Annotated in this window: 17 protein-coding genes and 1 pseudogene; 5 read left to right on the top strand and 13 right to left on the bottom strand. The window is 68.8% G+C overall.

Translation table 11 applies throughout. The features are described from left to right. Positions 1-311: 311 nt before the first annotated feature. The 3 genes and pseudogenes from ACZ561_RS19050 to ACZ561_RS19040 form a co-directional block, all read left to right on the top strand. A pseudogene (locus ACZ561_RS19050) lies at positions 312-1,113 on the top strand (transposase family protein); the annotation flags it as partial. Positions 1,114-1,548: 435 nt separating this feature from the next. Continuing rightward, complete coding sequence (locus ACZ561_RS19045) at positions 1,549-1,926, top strand: hypothetical protein (RefSeq protein WP_470996283.1); 378 nt, start codon at positions 1,549-1,551, stop codon at positions 1,924-1,926. Further along, positions 1,923-2,408 (top strand): hypothetical protein, encoded by a 486-nt coding sequence (locus ACZ561_RS19040; protein ID WP_470996281.1) that lies wholly within the window; start codon positions 1,923-1,925, stop codon positions 2,406-2,408. Before ACZ561_RS19045 ends, ACZ561_RS19040 begins: the two co-directional genes overlap by 4 nt. Here ACZ561_RS19040 and ACZ561_RS19035 read toward each other — a convergent pair. Then, entirely contained in the window at positions 2,405-2,659 is a 255-nt protein-coding gene (locus ACZ561_RS19035; RefSeq protein WP_470996279.1) for a hypothetical protein, read from the bottom strand. The two genes, ACZ561_RS19040 and ACZ561_RS19035, sit on opposite strands and share 4 nt — an antisense overlap. Positions 2,660-2,716: 57 nt before the next feature. Between ACZ561_RS19035 and ACZ561_RS19030 the strand changes: the two genes are divergently transcribed. Then, positions 2,717-3,343, top strand: a complete 627-nt coding sequence (locus ACZ561_RS19030; protein WP_470996276.1) for a DUF4240 domain-containing protein — start codon at positions 2,717-2,719, stop codon at positions 3,341-3,343. Here the strand turns inward: ACZ561_RS19030 and ACZ561_RS19025 are convergent. The 3 genes from ACZ561_RS19025 to ACZ561_RS19015 form a co-directional block, all read right to left on the bottom strand. Next, the gene (locus ACZ561_RS19025) at positions 3,304-3,927 is read right to left on the bottom strand and encodes an SMI1/KNR4 family protein (protein ID WP_470996273.1); all 624 of its coding nucleotides are present in this window, start codon (positions 3,925-3,927) and stop codon (positions 3,304-3,306) included. The genes ACZ561_RS19030 and ACZ561_RS19025 overlap by 40 nt on opposite strands. Before the next feature lie 207 nt (positions 3,928-4,134). Next, positions 4,135-4,608, bottom strand: a complete 474-nt coding sequence (locus ACZ561_RS19020; protein ID WP_470996270.1) for a DUF6228 family protein — start codon at positions 4,606-4,608, stop codon at positions 4,135-4,137. A gap of 33 nt (positions 4,609-4,641) precedes the next feature. Then, positions 4,642-5,106, bottom strand: a complete 465-nt coding sequence (locus tag ACZ561_RS19015; protein WP_470997165.1) for a DUF2199 domain-containing protein — start codon at positions 5,104-5,106, stop codon at positions 4,642-4,644. A gap of 445 nt (positions 5,107-5,551) precedes the next feature. Here ACZ561_RS19015 and gltX point away from each other — a divergent pair, with 445 nt between their 5' ends. Further along, complete coding sequence (gene gltX, locus ACZ561_RS19010; protein WP_470997162.1) at positions 5,552-6,925, top strand: glutamate--tRNA ligase; 1,374 nt, start codon at positions 5,552-5,554, stop codon at positions 6,923-6,925. A 7-nt stretch (positions 6,926-6,932) separates the two neighbouring features. Here the strand turns inward: gltX and ACZ561_RS19005 are convergent, their stop codons facing one another. Genes ACZ561_RS19005 through ACZ561_RS18965 form a run of 9 tightly spaced genes read right to left on the bottom strand, consistent with a single transcriptional unit; the run spans position 6,933 to position 16,160 of the window. Beyond that, positions 6,933-7,898: a glycosyltransferase gene (locus ACZ561_RS19005; RefSeq protein WP_470996267.1), complete on the bottom strand. Its 966-nt coding sequence runs from the start codon at positions 7,896-7,898 to the stop codon at positions 6,933-6,935. 16 nt (positions 7,899-7,914) lie between these two features. Beyond that, the gene (locus tag ACZ561_RS19000) at positions 7,915-8,529 is read right to left on the bottom strand and encodes an HD domain-containing protein (RefSeq protein ID WP_470996264.1); all 615 of its coding nucleotides are present in this window, start codon (positions 8,527-8,529) and stop codon (positions 7,915-7,917) included. Positions 8,530-8,534: 5 nt separating this feature from the next. Beyond that, positions 8,535-10,250, bottom strand: a complete 1,716-nt coding sequence (locus ACZ561_RS18995; protein WP_470996261.1) for a carbamoyltransferase C-terminal domain-containing protein — start codon at positions 10,248-10,250, stop codon at positions 8,535-8,537. 23 nt (positions 10,251-10,273) lie between these two features. Further along, positions 10,274-11,071 (bottom strand): radical SAM protein, encoded by a 798-nt coding sequence (locus tag ACZ561_RS18990; protein WP_470996258.1) that lies wholly within the window; start codon positions 11,069-11,071, stop codon positions 10,274-10,276. A gap of 16 nt (positions 11,072-11,087) precedes the next feature. Further along, a complete protein-coding gene (locus ACZ561_RS18985) occupies positions 11,088-12,206 on the bottom strand; it encodes a hypothetical protein (RefSeq protein ID WP_470996255.1) in 1,119 nt (372 codons plus the stop codon). Next, positions 12,206-13,315 carry a radical SAM protein gene (locus ACZ561_RS18980; protein WP_470996252.1) on the bottom strand — a complete coding sequence of 370 codons (1,110 nt, stop codon included), beginning with the start codon at positions 13,313-13,315 and terminating at the stop codon, positions 12,206-12,208. The genes ACZ561_RS18985 and ACZ561_RS18980 overlap by 1 nt, the downstream gene beginning before the upstream one ends. Positions 13,316-13,318: 3 nt before the next feature. After that, complete coding sequence (locus ACZ561_RS18975) at positions 13,319-14,317, bottom strand: D-2-hydroxyacid dehydrogenase (protein ID WP_470996250.1); 999 nt, start codon at positions 14,315-14,317, stop codon at positions 13,319-13,321. Then, positions 14,314-15,672 carry a glycosyltransferase family 4 protein gene (locus ACZ561_RS18970; RefSeq protein ID WP_470996248.1) on the bottom strand — a complete coding sequence of 453 codons (1,359 nt, stop codon included), beginning with the start codon at positions 15,670-15,672 and terminating at the stop codon, positions 14,314-14,316. The genes ACZ561_RS18975 and ACZ561_RS18970 overlap by 4 nt, the downstream gene beginning before the upstream one ends. Continuing rightward, a complete protein-coding gene (locus tag ACZ561_RS18965) occupies positions 15,672-16,160 on the bottom strand; it encodes an ATP-binding protein (protein WP_470996246.1) in 489 nt (162 codons plus the stop codon). The genes ACZ561_RS18970 and ACZ561_RS18965 overlap by 1 nt, the downstream gene beginning before the upstream one ends. Positions 16,161-16,228: the final 68 nt, after the last annotated feature.

The raw sequence follows: 16,228 nt of genomic DNA, 5'->3' as shown, positions 1-16,228 counted from the left end.
CCGCGTCCTTCTTCCGGGAGAACGACTTCTCCCGCTGACGCCCGGTGCGTCCGCCCGGCTCCCTGTAGCGGACGGTCCACCGCTTGCCGGACGCGGCGGAACCGTTGTCGATGATTTGAGCCAACCTGTTCACCCATCTCTGCTTCCACGGCCGGTGGTCGTGTTTTTTGGTGTAGGTGGTGTTGTAGTCGATGTTTTCGGCCGCGCCAAATCCCTGGGCACAGGAAGATTTGACGAACCATGTCTCTGCGGTCCGTAGGTGCGCGCTGCTGCAGCGGGGTGGTGACGAGGCAGGGCCCCTCATCCTTGGCGTGGTGATTCCACTCAACACGCTGGCGGCCGAAGGGGCCCTGTTGGTTCCGTTTCCTGCATGCTCGATGTCCCGCATGAGCTCGTCGAGCGTGTGGCCTGGCTGCTGATGAGCATCGACTGGCCCGCAACATCCATTGGCGCACGCTTGGTTGCTTCCAGCAGGCGTTGCTCACCCTGGTGCATCTACGGAAGAACGAGACGTTCTCCCAGCTCGAAGGCAGTTTCGGGATACCCAAGGCCACCGCTTGGCGGTACGTCGACGAGACCTTGGACGTCCTTGCGGCCCGGGCCCTCGGGCTGCACGAAGCCCTCACCGGCCTCGGTGAAGGCGACCACGTCATCGTTGACGGCACCCTGATTCCCAGCGACCGAAGCCGCGCGGATGAGCCGTACTACTCGATGAAGCACCGCAAGCACGGCATGAACGTGCAGGTCATCGCCCGCCCCGACGGCACACCGCTGTGGTTCTCCCGCGCGACACCCGGCCGAACCCACGACCTGACCGCGGCCCACTCTCACGGCATCGCCCAGGCCTGCCTCACCAGACAGATCCTCGTCCTCGCGGACCGGGCCTACCAGGGCTCCGACGCCACCTTCCGCACCCCGTGCTATCACCACCGCGAACAACCCGAGCACTAGCAGCAGTTCAGTCGCGACCATGCCCACCTCAGAGCGCCCAGCGAACGCGCCTTCGCTCAACTGAAGTCCTGGCGACTACTCCGACGGGCCAGATGCTCCACCCGCCGCAGCGGCACCATCGTCCAGGCCATCCACACGCTGCTGACCTGCAACTATTCAGGATGGAACAGGCTCACTGAGCAGGAGGGGCAGAATGGTGACGCAACCAGTTGGCTACCCTCTGCCCACACCCGAAGAGCCAACGGCGTCGCTACGCAGTACAGTTACGCGCTGGCATCGGTCTGACATGGGGGCAACATGGAGGGGATCGCAGCGGCCTTGAACGCCGCTATGCGTGTCGTCCGATCGCCGTGGGACGTCGCACTCAAGGCGGTCATTCGGTACATGAATTGGGGATTCGGGCGGCGTGCACGACCCACCGTATTGAATCCGGCCCTCAGAAGTACGCTGGCTGACCCGGTTGCGGCACTGTCGGCTGAGGCTCTAATCGATAGCCTCCAGAGGGGCGCTGCGTCTGGAGAGTCGCCGCTTGAAGCCCTAAACGAACCGGACGCCCTTGAGGGTGAAATCGGCGTTCAGGTCCGAAGGCTCCACAACATGTACCTGGAGGAGCTCGAAGGTGGGGTCGAGCATTCAGCGCAAAACGGCTTCCCGATGTGGTTCATGGCTCTAGCGATGAGTCATGCCACCCCGGCTCCGGAGCACATGTGGCGAGACCACCAGCAACAGGTAGCGTCAACGCCGCCCCCGCCGCTCGCTTTGGATGATTGGTCGGATCTGACGGACGACACGTTGGGCGACGCGTTGGATGTCAACAACCTGAACGTGGCGGAGCGGCAGGCCCTGGCATTTGAGACGGCTTCAGTGATCAATACAACCTTGGCGCGCCTCTTCCTGCAACTGGGCCCGCCCCCGCCAGGCTTGAGGCGCGAAACAGTGCCAGCACCCAGCGGCGGAGGGGGCGCGCAACCGTGAGCACAACACCCCGCCTTCCCGTCGAGTGGTCGCCCGAGGAAGACCCTGCGCTGGCTGCGGCTGCCCTGGTAGCCAAACAGTGGCAGAGCCTTGATCCGGAGCATCTGGCGGCCGCGATGGCTGCCATGGAGCCGTCGCTACAGCGCGGGCATCGCGAGCGTATGGCCCGTATGAAGATTCTTCACCAACAGGCGGAACACGAATACCGTGAGCGCCAGGCGGCCAGAGCGGATAAGACAGCCCGAATTGAGTACATCGTGGGCGCGGTGATTGCGCTCTCGATGATGGGGGGCGGAATCTATGCCGCGCAGGCTCATTGGTGGCTGTCCCTTCTTCTCTGTGGGCCAAGTCTGATTGCCCTCGCCAAAATCTTCGTACTCCGTCGGAGCGACCCGAGCGACATGAAGTACGTGACGGCCATGTCCCGGACGGCTGCGAACGCAGCAGGTCAAGCACCACCACCGCAGCCACCCCCGGTCTAATACGCTGACCGGAAAGGATCACCAGAGTGAGCGCTCATGCGGCGGGCCGCGTCCAGACGTTCGGTGTAGTCCGTCGCGAAGATCCCGGGCAGCGACTTGTCGAGTGTTCCGGCGATGCGATGAAGGGGCGCCCAGACCGCAGCATCGTCGACGAGACGGCTGAGGTCCGTCATCTGCACCTGCTCCAGCCAGTCCGACAGGACCAGCGCCTCGTCCGGGGTGAGCTTGATGATGATCTCCGGATTCTCCACCGCTCGAACATAGTGCGTGGACCGTCTGTTGTCAGAGGCGCCTGGCACAGTGCAGCCGTGGACATCGATTCATTCTGGGATCTCATCGAAGAGTGCCCGCGGCAGGAGCGGGGACCGGACGAACGGCTTGCGTGGCTGCGTGGCGAACTGTCGCGAAGGTCGCCGGCAGAGGTCGTGCGGTTCCAGGTGCGCTTGGACGAGGTGACGCACGAAGCGTTCACGTGGGACCTGTGGGCAGCCGCGGACCGGATCTTCGGCGGCTGGTGTTCGGACGACGGACTCTGCCATTTCGGCCTGTGGATGGTGAGTCTCGGCCGGGAATCGTTCTCCCAAGCGGTGGCAGACCCCGATGCCCTGGCCGACACCCCGGAGGTCCAGCGCCTGGTGGGCTGTCCGGGGGAGATGTGGAACGACGACTGGCCGGATTTGGAGTCGCTTGACTATGTCGCCATGGAGGCGTACGGGTTCCTGACCGGCGTCGATGACGAGTGCGGCGAAGCGTTCTACGAGGCCGTCGACGCCGAGCAGAGCGACGAAGAGGGAAGCTCCGGGCCGCTTGGTGAGCGGTGGGACGTGCGCTGCGAGGACGAGGCAGCGCGCAGGCTGCCGAGACTGAGCATGATGTTTCCCCTGCGATCACTCACTCAGAAGGGCAGCTCGTCGGTTTCGGGGAGCGGGGAGTAACCGCATGCCCATTGCCCGGGGACGGTCGCGTAGATCGACTCCAGGTCGGCGGCTGTCCTTCCCCGAACGTGTAGCCAGCTGTGGTGACCCTGCCCGTCCAACCGCAGGAGCTTTCCTGGCGCAGAGAACCAGCGCACGGGTGCTTCCTCGCCCCCTGTCCACATCGGGTAGTCGGGCAGCTCGGTGTGCGTGAACAGCAGCGATAGCTCACGGATCAGCTCCGCGGGCAGTTCACACGCGTTGTAGAGCTGGCCGTTGCTGAACAGCGTCTCGCTGAGGACAAGTTCGACCCAGGCGAGAGAGATCCGCTCCAGGAAGGGGATCCAGCCGTCTCGCGACTGCACGAAGACCGGCGGATCGTCGTGATCGAGGTCTCGAAGACGAACGCCCCAGAAGGCACATCCTTGGTTCTCGCTACGGAAGACAAGGACTCCTCCGAATTCGTCGTGCACGAAGAGCTCGGAGGGTGGCAGCAGCGGATCCTGGTTGCCCGTGAGGTCGTGCCGTGTCGCACCGAGAAGTGAGTAGCCCTCGCGCAGCGCCACTGGCAAGCGGAGCCCGAGGGCTGCCTCGGCCTGCTCCAACTCCGGTCCTTGAGTGCCGGAGTCGTCACCCAGCGGCGCCGACCAAGCTGCAGCGAAGTTGCGGACAAAATCCCAGGCCTGCCGTCTGTCGCGTATCCCGCCACGCAGAGCCTGAGCTACGTCCAAAGAGCCGACCATGTCGCTGAACTCGCCTTCCTCGTCGTCGTGATCGCTGCCGTGTTGCGTTTCAGGAGGCAGACCCAGACGTCATTGACCTGGCGGTAGGACGGTGGGCTCCCCGGCAAGGAAGTGCCGGACATCGGATGCGAGGGATGACATCTGCTCGCCGGCCTCCAGCCACGTGGTGACCGAAGCGCTCCAGTCGCCCGCCGCGCTCCGCCAGGGGCGAATGGTCCAGGTCAGGCCGATGTATCCGCCGGAGCGGAAGACGGCCGAGACAGCGAGGTCGCGGTCCATGGTGTGCCAGGTCCGTTCGCCATCCCAGCCCCGGTAGCCCACTGCCAGCTCCTCCAGGAACGTGGTGAGGTCGTTGTCCCAGATCCAGGCGACCACCTCGTTGACACGGGCGGTCAGACCGGGCGCCCAGGCTTCGATGGCGAAGTGAACGGAGTCCTGGTCGAAGCTGAACCGGTCGCAGAACGTCACGCCCACGGACGAGTTGTCCTGGCAGCGGATGGTCACGCAGGGCTTGCCGTCGATGTCGCCGTCGGGGGATGTCATGCACGGAACGCTAGGTCAGCGCTGCCTCGGCCGTCATCCGGATTCGTGGCCGGTGCCGTGCAACAGGCCTTCGGCGATTTCACGGACGCGGTCGAGGGTGATGCCGGTGCGCTGTTCGACAGCGAGCGGGTGGTCGGTGGGTTCGAGCTCGACTAGGGGCCGCTCGCCGATTGGGCGGGTGTGGACGTTGGTCTTGAGGTTGATGGTGCTGGGGGCGTAGATCGGCAGCTCGGTGGTGAGCCAGCCGAAGTACGGCTTCTCCGACTCGCGCCCGGGCGTGTCCCACAGGTCGGCCGCCCGGGAGAAGCTCTCTCGGCTGAGGGAGACCCAGACACCCCAGGAGAAGACTTCGTCGCTGCCGATGACCGGTATCTCGATCAGACCCTTGACGAAGTAGTGCTGCGCCTTGATGACGCACTGGTCCGAGGAGAGCAGGCAGTCGGGGGCGTCGGCGAAACTCGGGTCCCAGACGTAGGGGGCGGCGGCGGAGTAGTTCATCGGCAGCTCGCCGTGGTGGCTGCCGCAGCACGTACACGTGAATCCGAGATCGCTGGTCATGGCGGGGAGCCTAGCGATGCACTCGGACAGTCACACTCTGCAGCCAAGACGCACGCCGGGGCGGCGCTGGCCAGCCGACCGGGGTGGGAAGCCACAGGGGCGCGAGGCGGAGGCGTTCATCACAGCGCGATGATGTCTTGATCACCTTGTGCTCTGGAATCACGTGCCTCGCTGCTGTCACTTGGTGCGGTGAACGGCCCTGGGGCAAGGAATCGATGACTGATGTGGGAGGTGGAAGGAAGCGCACGAATAGGAGGCGAGGAAGGCTGGAAAACGATGGTGCGAGGGCGGGCGGGGTGGTCCAGAGGGGGTGTCCAGCGTCGGTACTCTGGAGCGCATGTCTACTGCTCCGGTTCGCGTTCGTTTCGCCCCGTCCCCGACCGGCATGTTCCATGTCGGTGGTGCACGGTCCGCTCTCTACAACTGGGCTGTGGCGCGACAGTCCGGCGGCACGTTTGTCCTCCGGATCGAGGACACCGACGCGGCCCGGAACCAGCCGGAGTGGATCGACGGGATCATCAACGCGCTCGCGGCGATCGGCATCCACGGCGAGGACGCGGCCTTCGAGGGGCCGTACTTCCAGTCGCACAATGCCGACCGCCACCGGGAAGCGGCCCAGCAGCTCTTCGCGGCCGACCGTGCGTACTACTGCGACTGCACCCGGGAGCAGCTGAAGGAGCGAACGGGCTCGGATCACCTCGGGTACGACGGGTTCTGTCGGGACCGGGGGCTTGCCTTCGAGGAAGGCCGGGCGCTGCGGTTCCGGACGCCGGACGAGGGCGAGACCGTCGTGGTCGACCTCATTCGCGGGGAGCCGGCGTTCCCGAACAGCGCGATCGAGGACTTCGTGATCGCTCGCGGTGACGGGTCCCCGGTCTTCCTGATCGCGAACGTGGTCGACGACCTGGACGAGGGCATCACCCAGGTCATCCGGGGCGAGGAGCATCTGTCGAACACGCCGAAGCAGCAGCTGCTGTGGGAGGCGCTCGGCTCGAAGCCGCCGGTGTGGGCCCACCTGCCGGTGATCGTGAACGAGAAGCGCCAGAAGCTCTCGAAGCGCCGCGACAAGGTCGCGCTGGAGGACTACCTCGCCGAGGGCTTCCTCCCCGAGGCGATGGTGAACTACCTCATGCTTCTCGGCTGGGGTCCCGGCGACGACCGGGAGATCATGCCGCACGAGGAGCTGGAGCAGCTCTTCCGGATCGAGGACGTCAACACCGCGCCGGCCTTCTTCGACGTGAAGAAGCTGACGGCGTTCAACGGCGACTACATCCGCGCCCTGGCGCCGGAGCAGTTCGCCGCCGCCTGCGCCCCGTGGCTCGTCGCCCCGTACGCGCCGTGGCAGCCGGAGGCGTTCGACAAGGACGTGTTCGAGACTGTGGCTCCGCTGGCCCAGACGCGGATCGCGCTGCTGTCGGAGATCACCAGCTACGTGGACTTCCTGTTCCTCGACGAGCCGGTCGAGGACGAGGCGTCGTGGAACAAGGCGATGAAGGCGGGCGCCGGCGACATCCTGTCGGACGTCCGCACCGAGCTGGCCACCGTCGCGGACTGGAAGGCGGACGACCTCAAGGCCGTCCTCCTCGCCGTCGGCGAGAAGCACGGCCTCAAGCTGGGCAAGGCCCAGGCACCCATTCGGGTCGCGGTCACCGGCCGGACGATCGGACTTCCGCTGTTCGAGTCCATGGAGCTGCTCGGCCGGGACCGCGTGCTCGCCCGTCTGGACGCCGCAGCCAAGAAGCTGGCCGCTCAGGCGTAGCCGCTGGTCAGGCGACCTTCGCGAGGAGGTCGCCCCAGGCGTTGCCGAAGTAGTTCAGATCGAACCTGGCCAGGGCCTCGTACGCGGCCTTGGTCTCGGTCTGGCGCGCCGTCGCGCGCTCCCGGACCTGCGCCGGCAGGCGGCCGAGGTCCGGGGTCGGCTGGCCGGTCAGCGCGGCGAGGTCGCCCAGGCCGGCCACCGGGCGGATGAGGCAGGGCAGGCCGAGCAGTAGGGCCTCGGCCGCGCAGCGGCTCCAGCCCTCCCGCATCCGGGGGACGAAAACACCGACGTCGCAGGCGCAGAGCAGCCGCAGGTACCGCTCGCGCTCCACATCGTAGTGCGTGCCGTCGAAGCCGATGGTGTTGCTGCCGCTGGTGATCACCCGCAGTCCCGGAGCGTCAGCCAGGGCTGCCGAGACCTTCTCGATGCCCTTCCAGTGCACGGCCTTGCCTGCGTAGACGCCGATCACGTCCGAGGGCAGTCCGAACTCCGCACGGCACTCGGCGCGGTCGAAGCCACGTGCTCGCTCGACCTCGGTCATGTCGAAGGCGTTGTAGTTCACCCGTACGTCGGGGACGCCTCGGGCCCGGAGGAAGTCGGCCCAGTACGGGGCGACGCACACTACGGCGGCGCACTGCGGCAGCACCTGGAACAGCCGATCCCAGAGCATGGCCTCGACGGGGGCCGAGTCATGCTGCAACGGCTCGTAGTGGTGCAGGAGGAAGACTGTGCGGGCCCGCATCTCGGGCGTGAAGAGCAGCAGGCTCAGGTCGTCCCACACGAAGGTGCCGCAGGCGTTGTCCAGCGCCCGGACCGTTGGGGCAAGGCGGGCGAGGTGGCGGAGCTTGCGCCAGCGGCGGACGCGGTAGGTGCGCTTGTGGTCCGGGACCGTGCGCCACTCCACGTCGTCGGCCGTCGCCTCGTGGAGCATCCGCAGGTAGACCCGGCCGCCGGTCCGGCCGACCGGCTCCATCGTTAGACGACCCGCTTCACGGACTTACCTCCTGTTGTTGTTGGACGTACTCGGCGTGGAGCAGCGTGTGCATGGCCTCCAACTGGGGGCTGAGGCCACGGGCGGCTTCGGCGAGCGGGAGGTAGAAGTCCTCCAGGCTCTGGAGGAAGCGTCGGCGCCGGTCGAGGTTGGGCGAGGCGGCGAGATCGCGCAGGTTGTGGAGGCGGTCGGCGAGCCGGACGAGGAGGTCCTCGGGCGGGAGCGCGGCCTGCTTGAAGCGCCAGCGGGTCTCGTCGCCGACGGCCTTCGGGCGCTGTTCGAGGCGGTGGTCGGCCGTCATCGCACGCAGGCGACTGGTGAACGGGGCGCCGACGTGCTGGACGAGCAGCGCCTCCGATTCGGGGGCCACCTCCAGGGCGTCGTGGAGGAGGGCGAGGAGGAGGGTCTCGGGGTGGCTGACCCTGTTCTCGGCGCGCAAGAGCGTGACGACGGCCAGCGGGTGTTCCAGGTACGGGGTCCCCTGGTCGCGGGTGCGGCCGTCGTAGACGGTGAGGGCGAGGGCGCCGGCGACGCGGGCGCGGGACTGCTCGTCCGTGCCCCACGCGGCGGCGCCGAGCACGGTCAGGACGTGGTCCAGGGCGACGGGGTTCATGCGCCTCACCTCGTACGGAGGGTCGTGGCACGGGGGTCGGGCACGCGATCGGCAAGCAGCAGGGTGTCGCCGATCGCCAGGGCGTCGAGGCTCAGGTCCGCCGCCGCTGCCACGGCCTGCTCGGCGGTTCGCAGGATTGGGGTGCCCTTGCGGTTGAAGGAGGTGTTCAGCAGCAGCGGCAGTCCGGTGCTCTCGTGGAACCGGTCCAGGAGTTCGTGCAGGCCCTGGTGGTCGGGGGGGACGGACTGGACGCGGGCGGTGCCGTCGTGGTGGGTGACCGCGGCGATGCGGTCCGCTCGGCATCGGCGGACGCGGGCGACACGGTTCATGAAGGGGTCGCCCTCCGACATGAACCACTCCGTGGCGTGCTCGGCGAGGACCGCCGGCGCGAAGGGGCGGTATGAGGCTCGCTTCTTGATCGCGTTGAGCCGGTCGCGCGTGGTGGCGTGGCCGGGGTGGGCGAGGATCGAGCGATGGCCGAGGGCTCGCGGGCCGAATTCGAGCTGTCCCTGCACCCAGCCGACGATGTGGTGATCGGCGAGGAGCGTGGCCACCGTGGGCGCCAGACCCGGGCCGAGGTCGGTCAGCGCGCGGTACCCGGTCGGCACCGCAGTGGCCGGCAGGGCGCCCGGGTGCGGGCCCCAGGCCGCGTCGGTCGGCACCGGAAGGCGCTCCCGCCCGAGCTGGTAGTGCCAGCCGTACAGCGCGGCGCCCACGGCGGTGCCCGCGTCGTGTGGCGCCGGCGCCACGAAGAGGGTGTCGAAGCCGCTGTCGGCGGCCAGCTGGCCGTTGAGGTGGGAGTTCAGGGCGCACCCGCCCGAGAACACCAACGTCGAGGCTTTGGTGAGCCGTTGCAGGTGGCGGGCGGTGTGGACGACCGACTCGGCGAAGACCTCCTGGACGGCGGCGGCCAGGTCGGCCCGCTCGTGGTCCGGCTGCTCGGCGACGTTGTCGGCGGTCCAGGCCCGGCCCGCGAGCAGCAGCGGTGTACTGCTGTCCGCCGAGCCCCAGGGGTGATCGATGCGGACCTCGCCGTCGTCGCCGAGCCGGACCAGCTCGCGGATCTGCGCTCCGTAGCGCTGGGGATCGCCGAAGGCCGCGAGCGCCATCATGCTGCCCTCGGGCTCGTCGCCGGGCGGGATCACCCGCCGCGCGAGGTTCCGATAGAAGTGCCCGAGGGAGGAGTGAACGCGCCGGGGTCCGGCCGGGCTGGGCACGACGGTCGGAATGCCCTGGTGGAGGCGGTCGATGCGATCGGGTCGCAGGTCGTACCCGGTGATGCGCTCCCGGCCAGGGCCGAAGTCGGAGCCGAGGGAGGAGCCGCCGGCGTCGATGACGAGGCCAGCCGCGTGGTCGTGGCCGGAGAGCAGGTAGCCGGAGAGCACGTGGGCCGTGTGGTGGGAGAGGAGGCGGAGGTGTTCGCCGAGCGGGGCGGGCAGGAGGGCGGCGAGTTCGTCTCGCTCCTCGGCCAGCCACCAGCCGGCGGCGGGGTTGGGGCGCATGGAAGCGGCCCAGACGGCGTCGATGTCCTGCGGTTCGAGGCCGGCGGCCTCCAGGCACCACTGGAGCGCGCGGGTCGGGGCGGTGAGCATGCCCTTGCGGGTGGGGTGGTTGTGTTTGACGCCGCTCCAGCGTTCCTCCTCGGCCGCGTAGAGGCGACCGTCGACGACTAAGGCGGCGCTGGTGTCGTGGTGGAAGTTCAGTCCGAGGACTGCGGGCATGGTGGTGTACCTCCGGTCTGAGGTCAGACGGTGAGGGCCGGGACGGGGAGGAGGGCGGTGCCGGAGTCGGTGTACTCGTGGCAGCGCAGGCAGAACCGGAAGTGGTGGCCGCGGGGCGCGAACACCTTGGCCGCGAAGTCCTCGTCCCAGATGCTGAATTCGCTGTCGTCCTTCGCCATGGCGTTGAAGCAGCGGTAGCAGGACCCATCCATCTCGATCATCAGGTGCTGGTCGAGGTAGCGGTCGCAGATGCCGCGCAGCTCGTTCGCCGGCTGGCCGACGTCGACGTGGTGCACGTGGTTGGTGACGTGGATGGCTCCGTACCTGTCGCACAGCCTCGCGACCTGCGTGAGGCGGGAGGAACTGATGCCTTCCAGGACGCTGTTGATGACCACGGTCTTGCCGGCCTCGCGAAGGCGGGGCACGACGGCGTGGACCTCGTCGTAGTTCTCGTGCTCGTCGTCGCAGCCGATGAGGATTTGGTCGTACGAGCGGAGGGTGGCCTCCATGATCCGCTTGTTGCGGGCCAGGGTGATGGCGTTCGTGCCCAGAACCATGACCTTGTCGGGCAGGCGGGTGCGGGCCGCGTCGCTGAGGGCGGGGAAGTCCCGGTGCACGGTGGGCTCGCCGCCGTTGATGTGCAGCTGCTGGAAGGGGATGGTCTCCAGCCGGGCCAGGATGATGGAGAACAGCTCCATGGACATGTTCTCGCCCTGGGCGCCGTCGGCGAAGATGCAGAAGTCGCATGACCGGTTGCACTTCGTCGTGATCTTGATCTTGGCCGTCTTCAAGGCGCGGGGCAGGGGCGCACGCGCGTGCATGGCGGGACTCCTTGTGTCAGGGATGGACGTCAGCGGGGGTGAGGCTGAGGAAGTCCTGCACGGTGGACTTCTGCCGGTGCCAGAGCGCGAGGGTCGCGCGCAGGGTGCCGGCGGTGGTCGGTCGGGTGGGGATCAGCGTCGCCATCTGGGCGGCCAGCCGCTGGGCGGAGGTGGCCTCGTCCGCCGCGAGCGCGTTCAGGGTTTGCGCGGCGGCTCGGAGTTCCTTCGCCTCGCGCCGGATCAGGTAGTCGGTTGCCACGCCGGGCGGCGGGTCGAGGTAGTACAGCCAGCGGGCGACGCGTACGCGAAGCATTCCGGCGGCCATGACCCAGTCGGTACGGGCGTGCTCCTCGCTCTGGCCCGCAGGGCGGTTCGCGTCGGGCACGCGACGCATGGCCGCCTCCAATGCGACATGGGCCGTGCGGAGGAGGTGACGCGGGCTGCGGGGAGGGGCGTCGGGTCGGTCTTCGGCGTGCCCGAGGAACAGCTCGGCGTACCCGTCCAGCCCATCCGGACGCCACTGCGTGAGGGCGGCCGTCTTGCCGGGGCAGCGGGTCCGTGTCGCGAGCGCGGCTGCGGCGAACCAGCACGGGGCGAGGTAGTGCCAGGCTACGCAGTGGCGCCGGTAGGCGGCGATGTCCTCAAACACGTTGTCGATGCTGTCCGCCGCCAGCTGGTACCGGCCGCCCAGCCGTCCCTGGAGGATTCCCCGGTGGAACCGCTCGTCGACCTCGCACCACGGCGCCATCTGCGCCCGGGACTTCCAGCGCTGGAAGTCCCGGGCGCTCCCGCTGATCAGCGACCAGGTCGCGAGCTCGGGTGCGGAGACGAGCCGTTCGTCCGCCTCGGCCATGGTGAAAGCGAAGCCAGGCGGGTGCTCCAGGAGACGCCGATGGGAGACCTCCCGGCCGACCACGGAGGTGTGCGCGGCGGCTAGGCGGTGGTTCCACTCCTCCCAGTCGGCCGGGGCTTGGGGGAGGAGGACCCGTACGTCGATGTCGGAGTGGGGAGCCAGCATGTCGGCCGGCTGCCACTTGTGGGTCAGCATCACCGCCCCGACGCCGTGGGCGTCCAGCTCGCGTTCGTACAGCGCTCCGAGCCCCGGGTACAGGGGCGGCGCCTCGACCATGACCATCACCGCTCTCCGCTGGAGGCGCGGGAGCAAGCGGGCTCGGCCGCGTTCCTGGTGAGCAGGGGGAGCAGGGGCAGGACTGGGGTGCCTTCGGGGCGCTCCATCCGGTCCCAGCGCAGGTCGTAGTCGACGTAGTGGAAGCCCTGCCACGCGTCGTTGGTATTGCGGTCGAGCATTGCCTGGAAGAGGTGCGCGAAGGCGTCGCCGAGGGTGCCGTCGACGAGATGGGGCTTCAGGGGGATGTCGCGGTTGTGGAGGATGCAGGGGCGGGCCACGCCCGTGGGCGTGATCTTGATGCGGTTGGCGTCGGAGCAGGTGGCACAGCTGGAGTTCGAGATGAAGCCGATCGAGCCCGCCCAGCCGTCCGGGCGGAGGTACCGCCCGGGGCTGCGCACCCCGAGCTCGTCCCTGCCGACCTCGCCGGCGTTCGCGAACCACTCGTGGAGGCGGTCGCGGACCTCCGCCTCGCTGATGAACTCGGCCTCGAACAGCGCCTGCGCGGGGCCGATGTTCTGGAGCTCGATCAGGCGGACGGCGATGGGCAGGTCGCGGGCGAGCTCGGCCACGGCGAAGGCATCGTCCAGGTAGGTGCGCTGGAGAACACAGTTGATCTTCACGCGCAGGCCGAGGGCGAGGGCGGTGTCGAGGGTGCGCCGGGTGATGCGTGGGTCGCCGCCGCCCATGATCTCGGCGGATCGGTCGGGGTCGAGGCTGTGGAGGCTGAGGTTGAGGTACGTCAGGCCGGCGTGGTGGAGCTTCTCGACGCTCAGGCCGGGGCGCAGGTTGCCGTGGCTGGTCATGCCGATCGCGGCGTCGGGCCCGAGGCCGTCGGCGAGGCCCGCGATCACGTCGAGGATGTCCGCCCGGAGGGTCGGCTCGCCGCCGGAGCAGTGTGCCTTCCTGATCTTCCAGGCGCCGGCCTCGGCGGCGATGGCCGCATAGTCGGAGGCGGTCAGGGGACGGTCCTTGTGCCCGTAGTCCGGCATGCAGCGTGGCTTGCAGAACACGCAGTCCAGGTTGCAGAGCGAGTTCAGGGTGAAGGCCAGGTAGGGGTGATTGCGGCCGGTCGTGGCGAAGGCGGCGGCGAGGTCGTGGTGGCGCGTGGTGGGCATCGGTCAGCCTCCTACGAAGGGAGAGCGGGCAACTGGTACCTCGGCCAGGCCGTTAAGCGGCTGGTCGGTGAGGTAGCGGCGCAGGTTGTCGGCGAAGAACGCGACCGCCTCGTTCATGTACGTGCGGCTGAGCGTGGAGCTCTTCGGCGTGAGGACGACCCGGGGGTGGAGCCGCAGCGGATGGCGGGCAGGCAGCGGTTTCGGGTCGAAGACATCCAGGGCGGCGCCGCGAAGGCGGCCGGCGTTGAGGGCGGCCAGGAGGGCCGCCTGGTCGACGGTCGCCGCGCGGCCGAGGTTGAGGAAGACGGACTTCGGCTTGAAGGCCGTGAAGAGGTCGTGTTCGAAGAAGCGGTCGGTGGCCCGGGTGGCGGGCAGTAGATCGACCACCACGTCGGCGACGGCGACCGCCTGGTGCACCGCCGACGTGTGCATCCACGTGATCCCACCCTCGGCGGTCACCGGCGGCGTCCGCCGTACGCCGATGACGTCCATGCCGAAGGAGCGGGCCGCACGAGCGAGGTGTCCGCCGATGCTGCCGCAGCCGACGATGGTCATCGTCGCCCCCGCCAGGTCGAAGAACTCCTCGGCCAGGTCGTCCTTCCACCAGGCCCGGTTCCGCTGGGCGAGCTGGCTCATGAACAACCCGCGTGAGAAACCCAGGACCAGGCCCATGGTGTGCTCGGCCATGGGCCTGCCGTGGAACCCGTACGAGCGGGTCAGAGCCACCCCGACGGAGTGGGCCTCGGCGACGGGCAGATGGTCGGTGCCGGCGGCCGGGGACGCGATCCACCTCAGATGAGGCGCGCCGAACAGCCACGACGGTTTGAACGTCCAGCCGAAGTAGACGTGCGCCTCGGCGAGCTGGTGCGGCACGGCCTCCTCGGTCGCCGTACGGAACTCGACACCGGGGAAGGCGGCGGACAGCGCCCGCTCGTGCTCGGCGGACAGCCGCCAGAAGGAGTGCGGGGACTTCAGACTGATCAACACCACCGGCCGGTTCATCGCGCTCGGCCCTCCGCGCTGGACGCTGGCGCGAGAGCCCAAGGAGCGATGCGTTCGACGACGGAACCGATGCTCGCCTCGTAGTCGTGGCGCGAGCGCACCAGGGCCGCCCCGGCGCTCCGGAGCCGGTCGCGCTCTCGGGGCAGGACGGTCAGGGCGCGGTGCAGTGCGGAGGCCAGAGACCTGGCGTCCCGCGGTGCGGCGGTGAAGCCGGTCTCACCCTCGACGACGGTCTGGGCCAGCCCGCCGGCCGTGGTCGCCACCACCGGGCCCGCTCCGGCCGCGAACGCCTCCAGAGGGATGCGACCGAAGGGCTCCTCCCGCGAGGGAACGACGACCGCACGCAGGGCCGGGTTGTGCAGCCAGGCGCGGATCGCGGGGGTGAAGCGCGTGATCAGCGTCGCGTCCACGCCGTATGCGCGGATGCTCGCCTTCAGGTCCTCCTGGTACGAGGTCGGGCGCTCGTATTCGTCCGAGGTCACCGCCGCCAGGACCAGGTGCGGGGCGCGGAACCCGCGTTCCTTTAGTAGGTGCAACGCCTCCAGGAGATCGTCGAAGCCCTTCGTCGGCACGGCACGGCCCATGGCGAAAAGGAACCCGGCGCGGGCCTTGAAGGGCAGGGGCGGCGCGCTCGTCGGTCGGGCCATCTCCTCCCGGATCAGCCCGTTCGGGACGCTCACGATGCTTCCCCGGGGGACGGCGTAACTGACGACGAGGTGGCCCCGCATGTGGGAGGAGATGGCGCCGATCCGCCCGCCTCGGACGGTCGCCGCCCGCAGGGCGTCCCGCTCCCAGCGGACTCGGGACATGTCCTTGGGCCTCGTCAGCGCCGTCGTGGAGCGGGGAACGAGCAGCAGGTCCGTGGTCGGCGACGTGTAGGGGGCCAGCCCGAGGAAGGGGATGTCGAGGCCGATGAGAAGGCACCGGCTCGCGCGGTCGGCGATACGTACGGCCGCCTCGCCTGCCAGGTCGCACAGCTGCATGGAGCCGTGGATCGAGTCCGGCGCCGCCTGGACCTCCGGGATCGTGATGACGTCGGCCCTGGCCTGCCGCAGCATCTGCTGGACTTCGCCGGCCCACCGCCGGTCGTGCGCTCCCGCTGTCTCCGACATATGCGGGGTGATGACGGAGAGGTGGCCAGGCGGCAGTAGGCGGGTGAGGGCCGTGAGGAAGGCGCGGTTGCTGAAGCCGGTGCCCGACGCCGCGCCATAGAAGCCCTCGTGGAGGGCGACGACGACACGGGGCTGGCGCACCGCCTCCGGTACGGCGGCCGTCGGCGGGGGAGGTGGAGTGGCATGGTCGATGCGTACCGTGTGGTGCCTCCTTCGAGGAAGGGGTGTCGTGGGCGTGGCCATCAATGGGTGCCGTCGCGCGAGTGGTGGGACCCGCGCCTGAGTCGGCACCAGGCACGGGTGCCGTGATTACCGGTCGTCAGCGACCAGGCATCGGCCAATGCCTCGACGATGACCAGCCCTCGTCCCGATTCGGCCTCCTCCTCAAAAGCTGGAGGAGAGCAGGGCGCGGGGTCAGAACAGCCGCCGTCGGTGACCGTGATCTCGACCTCCAGGTCACCGGCGGTCTGACTCCTGCGGTCGACGCACAGGACCAGAGGCGGCCTGCCCGAGGCGAACGCGTTCGTCGCGAGCTCCGACGTGATCAGGCGGGCGTCATCAAGCAGGTCCGCCTCGGCGTCGTGGAGGGCGACCGCCACAGCCTCCCGCGCGACTTCGGCCGCCTTCGGCCCGTACGGCAGATCCGTGATCAGCGTGGTCGCGTCGGCGCCGTCGGCGTGCCCGGACGCCGGGACGCGGGCCGGACGCTCCGGTGTCGTGGTCCAGCACACTGCCGAGACGGCTTCGGGAGGTGCTCGTGCGGTGTCTCAAGGCCCACCTCTTTCTCCGTCGGCACCGG

Source organism: Streptomyces sp. NPDC039609 (assembly GCF_055596705.1).
Note: the sequence above shows the minus strand (reverse complement) of the source record. Positions and strands in the feature narration are given on the sequence as shown.

Bases quoted from the DNA above. Each gene is read 5' to 3' on its own strand.
- ACZ561_RS19045 (WP_470996283.1), top strand. From the start codon at position 1,549: ATGTACCTGGAGGAGCTCGAAGGTGGGGTCGAGCATTCAGCGCAAAAC.
- ACZ561_RS19020 (WP_470996270.1), bottom strand. From the start codon at position 4,608: ATGACATCCCCCGACGGCGACATCGACGGCAAGCCCTGCGTGACCATC.
- ACZ561_RS19015 (WP_470997165.1), bottom strand. From the start codon at position 5,106: ATGAACTACTCCGCCGCCGCCCCCTACGTCTGGGACCCGAGTTTCGCC.
- gltX (WP_470997162.1), top strand. From the start codon at position 5,552: ATGTTCCATGTCGGTGGTGCACGGTCCGCTCTCTACAACTGGGCTGTG.
- ACZ561_RS19005 (WP_470996267.1), bottom strand. From the start codon at position 7,898: ATGGAGCCGGTCGGCCGGACCGGCGGCCGGGTCTACCTGCGGATGCTC.
- ACZ561_RS19000 (WP_470996264.1), bottom strand. From the start codon at position 8,529: ATGAACCCCGTCGCCCTGGACCACGTCCTGACCGTGCTCGGCGCCGCC.
- ACZ561_RS18995 (WP_470996261.1), bottom strand. From the start codon at position 10,250: ATGCCCGCAGTCCTCGGACTGAACTTCCACCACGACACCAGCGCCGCC.
- ACZ561_RS18990 (WP_470996258.1), bottom strand. From the start codon at position 11,071: ATGCACGCGCGTGCGCCCCTGCCCCGCGCCTTGAAGACGGCCAAGATC.
- ACZ561_RS18985 (WP_470996255.1), bottom strand. From the start codon at position 12,206: ATGGTCATGGTCGAGGCGCCGCCCCTGTACCCGGGGCTCGGAGCGCTG.
- ACZ561_RS18980 (WP_470996252.1), bottom strand. From the start codon at position 13,315: ATGCCCACCACGCGCCACCACGACCTCGCCGCCGCCTTCGCCACGACC.
- ACZ561_RS18975 (WP_470996250.1), bottom strand. From the start codon at position 14,317: ATGAACCGGCCGGTGGTGTTGATCAGTCTGAAGTCCCCGCACTCCTTC.
- ACZ561_RS18970 (WP_470996248.1), bottom strand. From the start codon at position 15,672: ATGGCCACGCCCACGACACCCCTTCCTCGAAGGAGGCACCACACGGTA.